This window comes from Actinomadura sp. KC345 (genome assembly GCF_004348515.1).
In the GTDB taxonomy this organism is placed as follows: Bacteria; Actinomycetota; Actinomycetes; order Streptosporangiales; family Streptosporangiaceae; genus Spirillospora.
The window spans coordinates 26,741-42,658 of the sequence record NZ_SMKH01000029.1 but is presented as its reverse complement, the minus strand read 5'-3'; the positions used below and the strand labels follow the sequence as shown (position 1 = coordinate 42,658).

The 15,918-nt window shown below is 71.8% G+C and carries 13 protein-coding genes; 4 read left to right on the top strand and 9 right to left on the bottom strand.

Annotation, left to right across the window (positions count from 1 at the left end):
* Positions 1-150: 150 nt before the first annotated feature.
* Together E1281_RS07740 and E1281_RS07735 are read right to left on the bottom strand one after the other, a co-directional pair.
* Complete coding sequence (locus E1281_RS07740; RefSeq protein ID WP_131876462.1) at positions 151-1,701, bottom strand: AMP-binding protein; 1,551 nt, start codon at positions 1,699-1,701, stop codon at positions 151-153.
* Positions 1,702-1,758: 57 nt separating this feature from the next.
* A complete protein-coding gene (locus E1281_RS07735) occupies positions 1,759-2,673 on the bottom strand; it encodes an oxygenase MpaB family protein (protein WP_131876461.1) in 915 nt (304 codons plus the stop codon).
* A gap of 519 nt (positions 2,674-3,192) precedes the next feature.
* Here E1281_RS07735 and E1281_RS07730 point away from each other — a divergent pair.
* Positions 3,193-4,308: an RNA-guided endonuclease TnpB family protein gene (locus tag E1281_RS07730; protein WP_131876460.1), complete on the top strand. Its 1,116-nt coding sequence runs from the start codon at positions 3,193-3,195 to the stop codon at positions 4,306-4,308.
* Between the two features lie 190 nt (positions 4,309-4,498).
* Here E1281_RS07730 and E1281_RS07725 read toward each other — a convergent pair whose 3' ends face one another.
* The 3 genes from E1281_RS07725 to E1281_RS07715 form a co-directional block, all read right to left on the bottom strand.
* Positions 4,499-5,860, bottom strand: coding sequence for a M28 family peptidase (locus E1281_RS07725; RefSeq protein ID WP_131876459.1), 1,362 nt, complete (start codon positions 5,858-5,860; stop codon positions 4,499-4,501).
* A gap of 106 nt (positions 5,861-5,966) precedes the next feature.
* Entirely contained in the window at positions 5,967-6,350 is a 384-nt protein-coding gene (locus E1281_RS07720; RefSeq protein ID WP_131876458.1) for a hypothetical protein, read from the bottom strand.
* A gap of 78 nt (positions 6,351-6,428) precedes the next feature.
* A complete protein-coding gene (locus E1281_RS07715) occupies positions 6,429-7,109 on the bottom strand; it encodes a TetR/AcrR family transcriptional regulator (protein WP_131876457.1) in 681 nt (226 codons plus the stop codon).
* Positions 7,110-7,210: 101 nt separating this feature from the next.
* Here E1281_RS07715 and E1281_RS07710 point away from each other — a divergent pair, with 101 nt between their 5' ends.
* Together E1281_RS07710 and E1281_RS07705 are read left to right on the top strand one after the other, a co-directional pair.
* A complete protein-coding gene (locus E1281_RS07710; RefSeq protein WP_131876456.1) occupies positions 7,211-8,974 on the top strand; it encodes an ABC transporter ATP-binding protein in 1,764 nt (587 codons plus the stop codon).
* 2 nt (positions 8,975-8,976) lie between these two features.
* A complete protein-coding gene (locus E1281_RS07705; RefSeq protein ID WP_131876455.1) occupies positions 8,977-10,719 on the top strand; it encodes an ABC transporter ATP-binding protein in 1,743 nt (580 codons plus the stop codon).
* 3 nt (positions 10,720-10,722) lie between these two features.
* Here E1281_RS07705 and E1281_RS07700 read toward each other — a convergent pair whose 3' ends face one another.
* The 4 genes from E1281_RS07700 to E1281_RS07685 form a co-directional block, all read right to left on the bottom strand.
* Positions 10,723-11,109: an ankyrin repeat domain-containing protein gene (locus tag E1281_RS07700; protein WP_131876454.1), complete on the bottom strand. Its 387-nt coding sequence runs from the start codon at positions 11,107-11,109 to the stop codon at positions 10,723-10,725.
* A gap of 100 nt (positions 11,110-11,209) precedes the next feature.
* Positions 11,210-12,673: a catalase gene (locus E1281_RS07695; protein ID WP_131876453.1), complete on the bottom strand. Its 1,464-nt coding sequence runs from the start codon at positions 12,671-12,673 to the stop codon at positions 11,210-11,212.
* 88 nt (positions 12,674-12,761) lie between these two features.
* A complete protein-coding gene (locus E1281_RS07690; RefSeq protein ID WP_131876452.1) occupies positions 12,762-13,529 on the bottom strand; it encodes a crotonase/enoyl-CoA hydratase family protein in 768 nt (255 codons plus the stop codon).
* Positions 13,530-13,581: 52 nt separating this feature from the next.
* The gene (locus tag E1281_RS07685) at positions 13,582-14,844 is read right to left on the bottom strand and encodes a hypothetical protein (RefSeq protein WP_165958821.1); all 1,263 of its coding nucleotides are present in this window, start codon (positions 14,842-14,844) and stop codon (positions 13,582-13,584) included.
* 128 nt (positions 14,845-14,972) lie between these two features.
* On the opposite strand from E1281_RS07685, the gene E1281_RS07680 reads away from it, so the two are divergent.
* Entirely contained in the window at positions 14,973-15,917 is a 945-nt protein-coding gene (locus E1281_RS07680; protein WP_243716687.1) for an NAD-dependent epimerase/dehydratase family protein, read from the top strand.
* Position 15,918: the final 1 nt, after the last annotated feature.

The following is a 15,918-nucleotide window of genomic DNA, read 5'->3' as shown; positions in this document are numbered from 1 at the left end:
GACCAGCACAGCACCACCGGGACCACGCCCAACGACGTCTTCGTAGGGCGGGTCGCCGGTGACGACGTCGGCTACTGCGAGGAGACCGGCGCCGAACGCCGCGCCTTCGCGGAACTCGCCCGGTCGCGGGACGCCTCCGCGTCGTCCTGATCAGCCGATCTTGGAATCGCGGGACTCCCAGTACGGGTCGCGGAGTTGACGTTTGAGGGTCTTGCCCGAGGGGTTGCGGGGGATCTCCTTGATGCGGTCGAAGCCGCGGGGGGTCTTGTAGGACGCCAGGTGCTCGCGGCAGAAGTCGCGGAGCTGCTGGTCCGTGACGTCGTCCGACGCGACGATCGCGGCGTGCACGGATTCGCCCCATTCGTCGGACGGGATGCCGAACACGGCCGCGTCGGCCACGGACGGGTGCGCGGTCAGGACGGCCTCGATCTCGGCCGGGTAGATGTTCATGCCGCCCGAGATGATCATGTCGCTGCGGCGGTCGCAGATGTAGTAGAAGCCCTCCTCGTCGCGGTAGGCGATGTCGCCGACCGTGAGCCATTCGCCGTGGCTGGCGTCCCGGTACTTGCCCTCGTCCTTGTAGTAGTCGCTGAAGGTGGCGCTGCCGCGGACGTACAGGTCGCCGGGCACGTGCGGCTGCTCGACGGGCCGCCCGTCCTCGTCGAACAGCGCGATCTCGACTCCGGGCGCGGCCCGGCCGCAGCTCCCGGGCTTGCGGAGCTGGTCCTCGGGACGCAGGATCGTGTCGACGCCGAGCTCGGTGGAGCCGTACACCTCGAACAGCGACCCTTCGCCGATCTTCTCGATGTAGCGGCGCTTGAGCTCGAACGGCCACGGCGCCGCGTTGGCGATCAGCCGCTTCATCGAGGAGAGGTCCCGGGCGCGGATCGTCTCGTCCGGCAGGTCCACCACGCGGCGGATCGGCGTCGGCGCGGAGAACGTGGTCGTCACCCGGTGCCGTTCGACGAGGTCGAGCCAGCGCTCGGGGTCGAAGTCGCGCATGACGACCACGGTCCCGCCCAGGAGCTGGACGATCATCATGAACGCCTGCGGGCCGGAATGGTAGAGCGGGCCCGTCGTGAGGTAGACGTCGTCGGGCGCGTAGCCGATCTCGCCGACCAGCCCGAGCACCAGCTCCAGGTCGGTCGGGCCCCGCACGACGCCCTTCGGCTTGCCGGTCGTCCCCGAAGTGTAGAACATCGAGGTCCCGGCCGCCGGGTCGGTGCCCTGGGCGGCGGGTTCGGACTCCGGGCTCGCGGCGGCCAGGGCGTCGAGCGAGGAGGCCCAGTCCGGCGCGCCCTGGGCCGCGCCCCAGACCAGCCAGGCGCGGACGGTCCCGGCCCGCCGCGACGCCTCTTCGAGCTGGGGCGCCTGCTCGACGTCGAACACCACCACGGCGGCGTCGGCGTTCTCGACGACGTAGGACGCCTCCTCCGGGCTGAGGCGGTAGTTCAGCGGCACCCCGACGGCCCCGCACTTGCGCAGGGCCGAGATCAGGGCGACGACCTCGGTGCTGTTGCGGCCGCACCACACGACCTTGGTGCCCGCCGTGACGCCGTGGTCGACGAGCACGTTGGCGTACCTGTTCACCAGCGCGTTGAACTCGGCGTAGGTCAGGTGCCGTTCGTCCTCGATGAGCGCGGTCTTCGCCGGATTGGCGGCCGCCTGCGTCGTCAGCGGGTCCTCGACGGGCTCGGTCATCGTCCTCGACCTCCTGGTCGCCGGGTTCGGGCCGCCGCCGTCGCGGCGGCCCGCGCTTCAGATGGGCCGTTCTGCGAGGGCGCGCTCCAGCCGCTGCTGGGCGCGGGCCGCCTGCCGGGCGCGGTAGGCGATCGGCATGTAGCGGACGCGTTCGGGGAGCAGGGGCGTGGTCCGCCCGATGGCCTGCCCGGCCAGGCGCAGCAGCCGCTCGTCGGCCGCGCTCCACGACAGCCCGAGCTTCTCGCGCGCCGCCTCCGGGAGGGTGCCGACCGTGATCAGCCGTCCGAGCCGTCCGCCGGCCGCGCTCAGCGGGGCGACCGCGGGCCGCAGCAGCCTCGGCACCGTGGGCGGGACCTGGTCCATCTGGCCGAGAACCTCGTGCGCCACCGGGTGGGGGACGAGCGTGTTGACCACCATGTCGTCGAAGTAATCCCAGTAGTCCGGGATGGTCTCCGGCAGCATCCGCTCGGGTACCCGCAGGATCCTGCCGAGCTGGAGGAACTCGTCGAAGATCTGCTGTTCCTCGTCCTTGGTCATCGGCGCGGGAGCGAAGTACTTCGACGCGGTCACGGCGGCGTAGAAGCCGGTGAGATGCACCCAGGCCCAGGGTTCGGCGGACAGCGCGTGGTGGCGGTTCCCGTCCTCGTCCACCGCGCTGAGCGGCTTGTGCATCTCGCGCAGGCGCTTGCCCTCCTCGATGGCGGTGCGCCCTCCGTAGACCCAGGTCTGCACCGAGGCGAAGCTGCGCGCCGCGCGTCCGAGCGGGTCGGTGCGGAAGCTCGACAGCCGGTCGACCACGGTACCGATCGCCGGGTGCATCACCTGGAGGATGAACACGCCGTTGCCCGCGACCGCCGACGTGTAGAGCCCCATCTGCTCCCACATGAGCGATCCGGGTCCGAACGGGGCGGGTTCCTCGCGGCACTCCCGCTCGGCCGTCCGGCTCGCGGGCGTCCCATCGGTCACGGTCATACGCGCACCCTCCTGACGAAGCGCCTCCCTTGTAAGCTAACCGCCAATAAGGGTTCGCTTACAAGACCGCGCCGCGGAAAAGTGCCCGCCGTCCGCGGGAAGACCCGCGGACGGCGGGCGCTCGTCCGCTTCCCGCGCGAACGCTCACACGCCCGGCCGCTACCGGTTTCGTCGGTAGTGCTCCGTCCTTCAGGGCGGGGGTGAAGCCGGCCCTCCCGCGGAGCGGGACACCGGTAGCCGGAGGGGCTGTTGACCAGGTTCGACAGTGTGACCTTGGGTCGGAGCTTGGCTGGCAGGTGCACGTCGTCGTCCTCGCCGTGAACTCGGCCGGTTCGACCTCGAAGTCGCCGCCGCGCACCGCCCGCGTGACCTCTTCCGGGCGTTCCAGGTGCGGTCCGGTGAAGATCTGGTGCCGGGGCTTGGTCATAGAACCGAGAGTGGTGGACCACGAAGGCGCTGTGTGTCCGCCGGTCTGCGCGATCCCCACACTCGAACACACGGTAATGATATGGTCACCGAATGCAGTTGAGGTATGCGTTCCGCATCTACCCGACCCGCCGCCAGCAGCAGGACTTGGCGCGGGCATTCGGCTGCGCCCGGGTGGTGTACAACGACGCGTTGCGGGCGCGGGAGGACTCCCGCGCGGCGGGGTTGCCGTTCGTCAAGGCGGCCGAGCTGTCGGCGGCGATGACGGCGGCGAAGCGGACGCCTGAGCGTGCGTGGCTGGGTGAGGTGTCGGCCGTGGTGCTGCAGCAGTCGCTGCGGGACCTGGAGGCCGCCTACCGCAACTTCTTCGACGGCCTGGCCGGCAAACGCCCCCGCATGGGGGCGCCCCGGTTCAAGTCCCGCAAGAACCGGCGGCAGGCGATCCGGTTCACCGCCAACGCCCGCTGGTCGATCACGCCGGGCGGGAAACTGTCGCTGCCCAAGATCGGTGACGTCGCGGTGCGGTGGTCGCGGCGGCTGCCGCGCACGCCCTCCACCGTGACCGTGATCAAGGACGCCGCCGGCCGGTTCTTCTGCTCGTTCGTCGTGGAGACCAGCGATGTTCACGACCCGCCCGACACGACGGCCGAGGTGGGGATCGACCTGGGGCTGGAGCACTTCGCCGTCACCTCCGACGGACGCAAGATCACCTCCCCGAGGTTCCTGCGCCGCGCCGAGAAGAAGCTCCGCAAGGCGCAGCAGGCACTGTCGCGCAAGCAGAAGGGATCGGCCAACCGCGACAAGGCCCGTCTGAACCTCGCTCGCGCGCACGCCAAGGTCGCCGACGCACGCCGCGAGTTCCACCACCGGCTCTCCACCGAACTGGCCCGCGACAACCAAGCGGTCTACGTCGAGAACCTGCGTGTGAAGGGACTGGCGCGCACCCGGCTGGCCAGATCGGTGCACGACGCGGGCTGGTCGGCGTTCACCGCGATGCTGGAGTACAAGACCGCCAGGTACGGGCGGACGTTCGCGCGGGTCGACCGGACGTTCCCGTCCTCGCAACTCTGCTCGGGGTGCGGGCACCGCGACGGCCCCAAACCCCTGCACGTCCGCCAATGGACGTGCGAGCAGTGCGGCGCCGAGCACGACCGCGACATCAACGCCGCACGCAACATCCTGCACGAGGGACGCCGCATCACCACGTGATGCTCCTGGTCGCCGCCGGACGGAAACCCCCGGGCATCCGGGGGAGGCGGAGACCCTAAACGCCTGTCGAGGGCAGGTAAGACCCCCGACCCCGGTCGAGGGCACAGCCCGGTGAAGCAGGAAGCCACGGAAGTGCCGCCCCAAGCGCCGCGGCACAGGCCGAATCCCGGCATTCCTGCCCGGGAGCGCGTCAATTGTGGCGGGCCGTCTCGTACGCGGCGCAGCCGATCAGTTCGAGGGACACCTGGAGCCGCTTCAGGCTGATGTTCTGGTCGATCGTGTCCTCGGGGGTGTGGTAGAGCGGCTCCAGCTGGCTGGGCGCCTCGTTGCCGCGCCAGCTGAAGTTGGCCGCCGCGATGCCGCGCTCGTAGAAGGCCTCGTGGTCGCTGGAGCCGCGCGCGGTGGGGCCCTGGACCTGGTCGACGTAGCCGAGCCGGCGCGCGGCGGCGTTCACCGCGACCGTGGTGGTGTTGTCGGCGCCGTCCACGGACAGCAGCCAGTACGTCTCCGCGGGCGGGTGGCTCGTGGCGACCATGTCGCTCTGGAAGCAGCCGGTGATCTGCGCGACGCCCGCCTCGTCGAGCCCCTGCACGTAGTGCCGGGCGCCGATCAGGCCGTACTCCTCCGAACCCCACAGGCAGATGCGGATCGCCTGCTGGGTGGGCAGCCGCCGCAGGACGCGCGCCAGCTCCATGCACAGCACGGTCCCGCTGCCGTCGTCGTTGGCGCCGGGCGAGCCGGGGACGCTGTCGTAGTGCGCGCTGATGATGACGGCCTTGCCCGAGGGGTTGGGCAGCGTCGCCTTCCGCTCGGCCAGGACGTTGTACGAGGTCAGCCCGGAGTAGTGGGTGACCTCGAAGGACAGCCGCCTGGCACCGGCGCGGACGCGCTCGCCGTGGTACTCGGCCAGGCCCAGCACCGGGATGTCGACCGGCTCGTCCAGGTTCGGGGTGAAGGAACCGGGCTTGCGCTCCGGGTAGGTCTCCGAGCGCGCGGCGATGATGAGCGCCGCCTTCGCGCCCGCGTCCGCGGCGGCCTTGGCCTGCTCGGTCTCCATGCCGGTCACGCGGTCGAACATCACCAGCTTGCCGCGGACGTCGCCGGTGACCTCGGTGACGCGTCCCACGTCCACCACCGTGCCGTGCACGGAGCCGACGGCGCCCTGCGGAGAGGCGCTGCACTGCCAGAGCCGCTCGCCCTTGGCGCGGATCTCCGCGAGGTACTTGTCGGCGACCGGGAACGGCTGCAGTTCGACCTTGTAACCGAGTTCGCGCAGGTATCCGGCGATGTAGCGGGCGGCGCGGTGCTCGGACCGGGTGCCGGCGATGCGCCAGCCGATGTCGTCGCTGAGCACCCTCAGATGCCGCAGCGCGCGGCGGGCGTCGACGCGGGCGACGACGGCCTTGTCGCCGGCGGCGAGGGACGGCGGCAGGGCGGCTCCGGGACGCTGCCGGGTCGCGGCGGCGGCGGTGCCGGGGAGCAGGCCGACGGTCGCGAACCCGGTGAAGGCCGCGACTCCGGCCAGCAGGTCACGGCGTTTGACCTCGGACATGGGCGTCTCCTCATGGAGATAGGGAGCCGCGCCCGACGCGCTCGGATCGCAAGCGGGGTGACGGACGACGGCACGACAAGGAACTATGCCCCCGTTTGAGGCGAATCTACGAAACCCGCCCCCGCGCCGACAAGAACGGCTTGTCGCTCCGCAACGGAATCGTGATCAAGCCCGGAGAGCCGAGGCGCGCCCCGGCGGGCGGGCTCAGCGGGACGCGAACGCCACCCGTGCGGTCCCCCCGCTCTCGGGCAGCTGACCCGCCGGGACCGGCGACCACGAGGCGAGGATGCCGGGCAGCGGTGTCGCGCAGCTCCACCCCGGCCGCCGCGAGCGCGTCCCGGAGGGTGTCCGCGAGCCGGTAGTGCCCGGTGGCGCGCAGCTCAGCGCGCATCTGGACCAGCGGTTCCACCGCGGGCGCGAGGGCGTCGCGGGGATCGGCCAGTCCACGGCCCGCGGCCTGGCCGAGCCGGACGACCAGGCTGCGCATCACGTCCCGGGCCCATTCGGTGCCGCCCTCGTCCTCCTCGGTGTCCCCCGCCCAACGGCGCTCCCGCCTGACCTCCTCCGCCTACTCCGGCGTCGCCGAGGTGGCTTGTGCGAGGAGGCCGTCCACGAACGCGCGGAGGCCCCTGGGGTAGGTGTCCTGCCCTGACACCTCGGCCCACAGGCCGCCGACGGCGGCCAGGTGAGGCAGCTGGGACGCGTCCAGCTCACTCAAGGATCTGGGGCGCAGATCGCCCGCCCGCTTGCGAGCGCTGTTGGTGCGGACGAGGACCTCACCGACCGTGTAGTACCAGATACTGCGGAAGACGAAGACGGACTGGGCGGGCGTGCATCCGTAGTCGACGGCTCCGGCCACGATGGCCTCGACCATCCAGAGCGCCGATTCGTCGAGGCGGCCGAGGAACCCGTCGGTCGTGACGGCTTCCGCGGCCCATGGCCAGTCGGCCGCGGCGTCGTGCATCGCGATGGCGCCCACGATGATGCGGTCGCGCGGGTCGCTCGGCAGCTCGGGGCGTTCGAGCCGCCCGAGGTAGTCGTTGAGCACGAGGACCAGCAGGTCCTCCTTGTCCCGCACGTGGTGGTACAGGGTCGTGGCCCCGATCCCGAGCTCGGCGGCGAGCCGGCGGACGGTCAACTTCTCCCAGCCGTCCCGGTCGATGATCCGGCTGGCCGCCTCCAGGATCTGCGCACGTGAGGTGCGGGGCGGGCGGCCGGTACGGCCTTGCGGCGCTGGCGGTCGGGACATCGTTCCATCATGCCGTCCCCCGGTCGCCCGCCCGTGCGGTCGGCGCGGGTCCGCCCCTGTCACGGTCGACAGCCGCCGGATCGTGATGCTACTTTCGGAACATGTTCGAAAAGTCGATTGGTCTCGGGGAACTGCTGCGCCCCGTCCGGGGGCGGCTGGGGACGGCGATCGCGTTGCAGGCCGTCGCGGCGGCGGCGGCCGTGGTGCCGCTCGCCGCGGTGGCCGAGCTGGCGAGGGCGCTGACGGCGGCAGGCCCGGTCGACCGGGAACGGGCCTGGACGGTGGCCGCGGTCGCGGCGGGCGCGCTGGTGGTGTGGCTGCTGCTCACCTCGGCGGCGGGGGCGCTCGCGCATCATGCGGATCTGGACTTCCAGCTGTCGGTCCGGCGCCGCCTTGTCGGCAAGCTGGGGCGCGTGCCGCTCGGGTGGTTCACCGATCGGGGCGCCGCCGGTATCGCGAAGTCGGTCCAGCACGACGTGGACGCGATGCACCATCTCGTGGCGCATTCGCTGCTGAGCTTCACCTCCGTCGCGGTCACTTCGCTGGTGTCGCTCGTCTACCTGTTCTGGGTGGACTGGCGGATGGCGCTGATCCTGCTGGTCCCGATCGTCATCGGGATCGCCTTGTTCGCCCGGCGGATCGTGGGCATGACCGCCGGGATGGCGGCCTACGAGCAGGCGTTGCAGCGCATCATCGGCAGTGCCGTCGAATTCGTCGAGGGCATCTCCGTGGTGAAGATGTTCGGGCAGGCCAAGCGTGCGCACCGGCGGTACGCGCAGGCCGCCGACGACTTCGCGGAGTTCCTGATGGCGTGGCTTTCGGGCAACAACCGGTCGGCCGCGGCCTCCGCGCTGGCGTTGAGCCCGGTCACCGTCCTGCTCACGGTCCTGGTGGGCGGCACGGCGCTGGTCTCCGCCGGGCATATGGAGGCGCTCGACATCCTGCCGTTCGTGATCCTCGGGCTGGGGCTGGCCGCACCCCTCCACGCGATGGACTTCCACGGCGAGGACATGGAGATGGCGAGCGCGGCGGCCAAGCGGGTGGGTGCGCTGCTCGCGGTACCGGAACTGCCGGTGCCGGCGGAGCCGCGCGTACCGGAGGGCCACCGGGTGGAGCTGACCGGCGTCGAGTTCGCCTACGACGCCGACCACCCGGTGTTGAACGGCATCGACCTCGCGCTTGAGCCCGGCACCGTGACGGCGCTGGTCGGTGCGTCGGGTTCGGGCAAGACGACCGTGGCGAAGCTGCTGCCCCGGTTCTTCGACCCGACCTCCGGCACCGTCGCGATCGGCGGCGTGGACCTGCGCGAGATCGCGCCGGACCGGTTGTACCGGCTGGTGTCTTTCGTCCTCCAGGACGTGAAGCTGCTGGACGCCAGCGTGCGCGACAACATCCGCCTCGCCCGGCCCGACGCCGACGAGGAGACCATGCGCCGCGCGGCGCGGGCCGCGGCCATCGACGAGCGCATCCGCGCGCTGCCGGACGGATACGACTCGATGGTCGGCACGGACGTCCGCTTCTCGGGGGGCGAGGCCCAGCGGTTGTCCATCGCCCGCGCGATCCTCGCCGACACCCCGGTCGTGGTGCTCGACGAGGCGACCGCGTACGCCGACCCGGAGTCGGAGGCGCTGATCCAGGACGCGCTGTCGGAGCTCGCCGCCGGGCGGACCGTGCTCGTCGTCGCCCACCGCCTGGCCACGATCGCCGGGGCCGACCGGATCGTGGTGCTCGACCAGGGCCGGATGGCCGAGCAGGGCACGCACGAGGAACTGCTCGCCGCCGACGGCCGGTACGCGCGCATGTGGCGGCTGCAGGAGCAGGCCGGGGACGCGGGCGTCATGGCCGGCGCCCCGAAGGAGGGATGACGATGATCCGCCGACTGTTCACCGCGCTCGGTCCGGAGCACGACCGCGCGCTGCGCCGGCTGCTGGTCCTGCTGACCGCCGCCGCGCTCCTGCAAGGGGCCGCGTTCGTCCTCCTGGTCCCGGCCCTGCGGGAGGTGCTGGGCCGCGAACCGGAAAGCGCCTGGCCCTGGGTCGTCGCGCTCGCCGTGGTGTGGACCGGGTACGCGGCCGTCAACTACCCGGCGACGCTGGCCGGACATGAGACCGGCACGAACATGAGCCGCGACCTGCACCACCGGATCGGCGACAAGGTCGCGCAACTGCCGCTCGCCTGGTTCACCGCCGACCGCGTCGGCGGGCTCGGGCACCTGGCCGCGCATCGCGTGGTCGACATCATGTCGGTGCCCGCGCACCTGCTGCGGCCGCTGGTCGACACCTGTGTCACGCCGCTGGTCGTGGTGCTGGCCATGGTCTTCTTCGACTGGCGGCTGGCCGTCGCGATGGCCGTCGCCGCCGTGGCCGCGGCGGTGGCGTACCGGCTGGCGAGCCGCGGCATGCAGGCCGCCGACCGCCACGCCGACGCCGTCCACGCCGACGCCGCCGGGCGGATCGTGGAGTTCGCCCGCGCGCAGCCGGTCCTGCGCGCGTTCGGCCGGACGGCGCAGGGACACACCGCGCTCGATGAAGCGCTCACCGCCCAGCACAGGGCAGGCCGCCGGATGCTGCGCGCCGGCATGCCCGGCATCGTGGGGCTCGGGTTCGTCGCGCAGGCGTCCTTCATCGCGCTGCTGGCCCTCGGCACCTACCTGGCGCTCGACGGCTCGCTGGGGACGGCCGAGCTGATCGCGCTGCTGGTGCTGGCGGCCCGTTTCGTCGAGCCGGTCATGTTCACCGCCGAGATCGGCGGCGCGATCCGGGTCGCCGAGAACGCGCTGACCGAGATCAACGCGCTGCTCGACACCGAGACGCTGCCCGAGCCGGAGGTGACGCGGCGGGCCGGCGGCGCCGATGTCGAACTCGACGGCGTGCGCTTCGGCTACGACGGCACCCCGGTCCTGGCGGGCCTGTCGATGCGGGTGCCGCACGGCCGGATGACCGCGCTGGTCGGTCCGTCCGGCGCGGGCAAGACGACCGTGATCAAGCTGATCGCGCGGTTCTCCGATCCCGAGGCCGGCGCCGTCCGGGTGGGCGGCGTGGACGTCCGCGAGATGCGGACCGAGGACCTGACCTCGCTCATCTCGGTCGTCTTCCAGGACGTCTACCTGTTCGACGGGTCGATTCTCGACAACGTGCGCATCGGACGGCCCGGCGCCACCGACGAGGAGGTCCACGCCGCGGCCCGTACGGCGCGGGTCGACGCCATCGCCGAACGCCTGCCGGGCGGCTGGGACGCGCCGGTCGGGGAAGGCGGCAGCCGCCTGTCCGGCGGGGAGCGGCAGCGCATCTCGATCGCGCGGGCCCTGCTGAAGGACACCCCGATCGTGCTGTTCGACGAGGCGACCGCCGCGCTGGACGCCGAGAACGAGCACGCGCTGCAGGAGGCGATGGCGGCCCTGTCGCGGGAGCGCACCGTCCTGGTGATCGCGCACCGGCTGCACACGCTGCGCGAGGCCGGCCACATCGTCGTCCTCGACGAGGGACGCGCCGTGGAGGAGGGCGGCCACGAGGAGCTGCTCACCCTCGGCGGCCGGTACGCCCACTACTGGCGGGAGCGCAACCGAGCGCGCGGCTGGCGCCTGACCGGAGCCGGGGCCGCCGCTCCCTGACGGTCAGCCGGTCAGCAGGTGCTCGCGGCCGAACATGGCCGCGGTGTCCCGCGCGCTGGGAGTCCCGGCGTCGAGGTCGGCGCCGGCCTCGCGGAGCACGACCACGACCTCGTCCGCGCCCTTGAACAGGGCACCGGCGATGGGGGCCTGGTCGCGCGCGTTGCGCAGGTCCGGGTTCGCCCCGCGGTCGAGCAGGGCGCGCACCGTCCCGGCGTGCCCGTGGTAGGCCGCGAGCATGAGCAGCGTGTTCGCGTTCCGGTCGGCCACGTCGACCGGGAGGCCGTGGTCGACGAACTCGGCCAGCTGCTCGGTGTCGCCTTCCCGTGCGAGGTCCATGGCGATCGCCACGACGCGCTCTGTCTGCTCGGAAGTCAGTCCAGCGTCGCTCATGAGTGAGCCTTCCTGGTCGACGTCTGCGGTGTCCGAACGGAAAACCCGGCGTGGCGCACGTGACCGTGCACCACGCCGGGGTCCGGGTCGACGCGGGGGCTCAGAGCCTGCCGGCCGCCAGCGCCTCGATCGCCTTGCGGACGCCCTCGCCGTAGGCGGGGTCGGCCTTGGTGCAGTTGGCGATGTGCCGCTCGATCGTCGCCTGCGAGGCGCCGTCGATCGCGCGGGCCGTGTTCTCGAAGAGCACCTGCTGCTGCTCGGAGCTCATGTTCCGGAACAGGATGCCGGGCTGCTCGAAGTAGTTGTCGTCGTCCTCGCGAAAGTTGAACCGGTCGGCGACGGCGCCCACGGCCTGGCTCGGCTCGCGGTAGGCGGGCTGCTCCTGCCAGCGGCCGTAGGAGTTCGGCTCGATGCCCGGGGTGGCGCCCTGGTTGCCGTCGACGCGCATGGCGCCGTCGCGGTGGTAGGAGTTCACCGGGTTCCTCGGCTGGTTGACCGGGATCTGGTGGTGGTTCACGCCCAGGCGGTACCGCTGGGCGTCACCGTAGGAGAACAGCCGGCCCTGCAGCATCCTGTCGGGCGAGTAGCCGATGCCCGGCACCACGTTGGCGGGGGTGAAGGCGGCCTGCTCCACGTCCGCGAAGTAGTTGTCGGGGTTGCGGTTCAGCTCCCACTCGCCGACCTCGATCAGCGGGTAGTCCTTCTTCGACCAGACCTTGGTGAGGTCGAAGGGGTGGAACCGGTAGTCGTCGGCGTCGGCCTCCGGCATGATCTGCACGCACAGCTTCCACTTGGGGAAGTCGCCGTTCTCGATCGCGTTGAAGAGGTCGCGCTGGTGCGACTCGCGGTCCTTGCCGACGAGCGCCTCGGCCTCGGCGTCGGTGAGGTTCTTGACGCCCTGCTGGGTGCGGTGGTGGAACTTCACCCAGAACCGCTCGCCCTGGTCGTTCACGAAGCTGTAGGTGTGCGAGCCGAAGCCGTGCATGTGCCGGTACGAGGCGGGGATCCCGCGCTCCGACATCACGATCGTGACCTGGTGCAGCGCCTCGGGCAGGTTCGTCCAGAAGTCCCAGTTGTTCTCGGGGTCGCGCATGTTGGTGCGCGGGTCGCGCTTCACGGCGTGGTTGAGGTCGGGGAACTTCAGCGGGTCGCGGAAGAAGAACACCGGGGTGTTGTTGCCGACGAGGTCCCAGTTGCCCTCCTCGGTGTAGAACTTCAGCGCGAAGCCGCGGATGTCGCGCTCGGCGTCGGCCGCGCCGCGCTCACCGGCCACGGTGGAGAACCGGGCGAACATCTCGGTCTTCTTGCCGACCTCGGAGAAGATCTTGGCGTTGGTGTACCGGGTGATGTCGTTGGTCACCGTGAAGGTGCCGAACGCGCCCGACCCCTTCGCGTGCATCCGGCGCTCCGGGATCACCTCGCGGTCGAAGTGGGCGAGCTTTTCCAGGAACCACACGTCCTGCAGGAGCATCGGGCCGCGGGGCCCCGCGGTCACGGAGTTCTGGTTGTCCGGAACCGGCGCGCCGGCGACCGTGGTCAGCGGTTTCTGGTTGTTCTCAGGCAAAACTCGCCCTCCCCTATGAGTCCGTTGACCTGCACTGTAGCCACTTTTCTTGAATCATTCAAGTTAACGTCGGGTGGCCGCAGCGTGGTCAGCGTCCGTGCCGGCCCTCGCCGGCGACGAAGCGGGCTGCGCCGTCCACGCCCTCCCGCACGACGATGGGGGCGCCCGCCGCCCCCTCGGCGCGCAGCGCCTCGGCGATCGGCATGTCCAGGCCGGCATAGGCCGAGGCGCGGTCGGTCAGCACGCACTCGAACGGGAACGCCGCGATCCGCTCCGCCAGCTCGCGGGCGGCGTCGACCGCCTGCCCGGGGTCTACGACCCGGTTGGCCAGGCCCATGGCGAGCGCCTCGTCGGCTCCGACCGGCCGTCCCGTGAGGATCAGATCCATCGCCCGGCCCAGGCCGACGACCCGCGGCAGCCGGACGGTGCCGCCGTCGATGAGCGGCACGCCCCAGCGGCGGCAGAAGACGCCGAACACCGCGTCGCGCTCCACGATCCGCATGTCGGCGAGCAGGGCCAGCTCCAGCCCGCCCGCCACGGCGTACCCGCCGACGGCCGCGATGAGCGGCTTGGCGAGCCGCATCCGGGACGGCCCCATCGGGCCGCTTCCCCCGCCGTCCGGGTCGAGTTCGTTGCGGCGGTCCGGGTCCCCGACCACGCTCAGGTCGGCTCCGGCGCAGAACGTCCCCCCGGCCCCGGCGAGCACCGCCACGCGCTGCCCGGGGTCGGCCTCGAACGCCTCGAACGCCTCGCGCAGCTCGGCGGCCATCGGCCCGTCCACGGCGTTGCGCCGGTCGGGACGGTCCATCCAGATCGTGGTGGTCGTCCCTGCCACCTCGACACGCACGTCAGCCATCGGCACCTCCGCGTTCTCCAGTGAACCGCCCGCGAGTCCATCCTGCTCACGATCAGGGCACGCCGGAGTGAGTCCCTTCGTGAGCGGGTCCGGGCTTCCCCGGCTCCGGCCGGGCGGACGCCGGCCGGTGCTCCGGCTCCCGGGCCGGGAGCGCCCGGACGAGGAACGCGATGATCAGCAGCGAGGACAGCGCCCACCAGACGTGCGCGTCCGCCCAGCCCGCCCCGTCGAGGCGCGTCATGAACACGTAGCCGAAGGCGGCCCAGACGCCGCCGGCGATGTACACCGGCCAGGTGCCCCGCTTCCAGAACATGATGAGGTAGGGCATCGGCCACGCCAGGTACTGCGCGCCGAACCGGTACGTCACGATGAGGAAGACCAGCAGCAGCGCGAGGGTCAGCGCCACGGGGTCGGCCTTGCGCCACCACCAGAGGGCGGCGAGCAGCGCGAGCGCGAGCACCGGGGTGCCGATGGTTCCGTACGCGGGGTCCACCGTCTGGTTGCCGCCGGTCGCGATCGCGGTCCATCCCCAGTCACCCACCACGGGGCGCGCGGACATCGCCGCCGACAGGGCGGCGGGCATCTTGTCGAGCGGGGTGCCGAAGACCGGGATGCTGCTCAGCAGGAACACGACCGGGACCACCCCCGTCCACACGACGACGGTGATCCGCTGGCGCAGGGCGGGAAGGGCGAGCACGATGCCCGGCAGGAGCAGCGCCGACCAGTTCGCCGAGGTCACCGAGAGCCCGATGAGCACTCCCGCCAGGTGGACCCTGCCGTTGCGGGCCGCCAGGAGCGCCGCGACGCCGAGCGCCAGCGTAATGGGCCCGAACTGGCCGTGCAGGGCGCTCACCCCCAGCACCACCGGTGCACACGCATACTGGAAGCCTCTCCGGGCACGGACCTCAGGGGACGGGTCCGTGCTCAGTCTCGCCACCAGCGGGATGAGGGCGAGGTCGGCCAGGACGGGCAGGATCCGTCCGGTGACCTCCCAGGACAGCCCCAGCAGTTCTCCCAGTTCCCGTGCTCCGGCGAGGAGGTAGGCCAGGAACGGCAGGAAGTGCCAGCCGCCCTCACGCAACTCGAAGAGGGGGTCTTGGCCGTCGCGGACGGCGTCGGCGGTGTCGCGGAAGTCAATGGCCAGGTCGTAGGGCTGCCAGGAGTCCTGTGCGGCGATCAGCATCACCACCAGCCGCAGCACCGCGCCGGTCGCCAGGGCCACCACCAGCGGGGGCGTCCACCGCTTCCGCTCGGCCAGCAGGGCGAGGGCGAGCCCGCACGCCAGCGGCAGGCCCATCACCAGAACGTGGATCACCGGTCGCCTCTCATTCGTTGATCGTCTCGCCGGACCCGGTACGCCTGGCCGGTTCGAGTCGGTACCGCGGCCGAGGTTCCGTTAGGGTCGGCGATCATACGTTTCACGAGCGCACGGTGGGTGAGCAAATGGCAGGGACGACGGCCCAGCGGGGGGACCCCGGCCTGGAGGGCATGCGGGTGCTGGTGACCGGAGGAGCCGGCTTCATCGGCGGCCGCCTGGTCAGCGCGTTGCTGGACGCCGGGGCGGAGGTCGTCGTCACCGACCACCACCCCCACCCCGACCCCGCGGTCAAGTCGGTCGTCGGCGACCTGTGCGACCCGGAGGTGCGCCGCACCGCGGTCTCGGCCGGGCTGGACGGGATGGTCCACCTGGCCGCGGTGACCTCGGTCCTGCGGTCGGTCGAGGACCCGGCCGGCGTCTACCGGCTGAACGTCGAGGCCACCGCCGACCTGCTCGAACTCTGCCGTGAGCGGGAGGTTCCGCGCGTCCTGTTCGCCTCCACGAACGCCGTGACCGGCGACGTCGGCGGCACCCCGATCAGCGAGCGGATGCCGCTGCGGCCGCTCACCCCGTACGGCGCCACGAAGGCGGCGGCGGAGATGCTGCTCAGCGCCTACACGGGCGTGTACGGCATGCAGACCTGCGCGGTCCGGTTCGCGAACGTGTACGGGCCGGGCATGCGGCACAAGGACAGCTTCGTGCCGCGGCTGATGCGGGCGGCGGCCTCGGACGGCGGCGTCCAGGTCTACGGGGACGGCACCCAGATGCGCGACTACGTCCACGTGGACGACATCGTGCAGGCGCTCCTCCTGGCCTGGCGGACCGGCCGCACCGGCCCGCTCGTCGTCGGGTCGGGCTCGTCCACGAGCGTCAACGACCTGATCGAGACGGCACGGGCGGTCACCGGCGCCCCCATCCCCGTCGAGTACACGCCCGCCAAGGCGGGCGAGATGCCCGCGGTCGTCCTGGACATCACCGAAGCGCGCGCGCTCGGCTACGAGCCGCATCACGACCTCCGCTCCGGGATGGCGACGGTCTGGCCCGATTTCGCACCCGTGGAGGTCGCGTGAC

Excerpts from the sequence above, each read along its gene's own strand:
- E1281_RS07740 (WP_131876462.1), bottom strand. The coding sequence starts at position 1,701 with ATGACCGAGCCCGTCGAGGACCCGCTGACGACGCAGGCGGCCGCCAAT.
- E1281_RS07735 (WP_131876461.1), bottom strand. The coding sequence starts at position 2,673 with ATGACCGTGACCGATGGGACGCCCGCGAGCCGGACGGCCGAGCGGGAG.
- E1281_RS07730 (WP_131876460.1), top strand. The coding sequence starts at position 3,193 with ATGCAGTTGAGGTATGCGTTCCGCATCTACCCGACCCGCCGCCAGCAG.
- E1281_RS07725 (WP_131876459.1), bottom strand. The coding sequence starts at position 5,860 with ATGTCCGAGGTCAAACGCCGTGACCTGCTGGCCGGAGTCGCGGCCTTC.
- E1281_RS07715 (WP_131876457.1), bottom strand. The coding sequence starts at position 7,109 with ATGTCCCGACCGCCAGCGCCGCAAGGCCGTACCGGCCGCCCGCCCCGC.
- E1281_RS07710 (WP_131876456.1), top strand. The coding sequence starts at position 7,211 with ATGTTCGAAAAGTCGATTGGTCTCGGGGAACTGCTGCGCCCCGTCCGG.
- E1281_RS07705 (WP_131876455.1), top strand. The coding sequence starts at position 8,977 with ATGATCCGCCGACTGTTCACCGCGCTCGGTCCGGAGCACGACCGCGCG.
- E1281_RS07700 (WP_131876454.1), bottom strand. The coding sequence starts at position 11,109 with ATGAGCGACGCTGGACTGACTTCCGAGCAGACAGAGCGCGTCGTGGCG.
- E1281_RS07690 (WP_131876452.1), bottom strand. The coding sequence starts at position 13,529 with ATGGCTGACGTGCGTGTCGAGGTGGCAGGGACGACCACCACGATCTGG.
- E1281_RS07680 (WP_243716687.1), top strand. The coding sequence starts at position 14,973 with ATGGCAGGGACGACGGCCCAGCGGGGGGACCCCGGCCTGGAGGGCATG.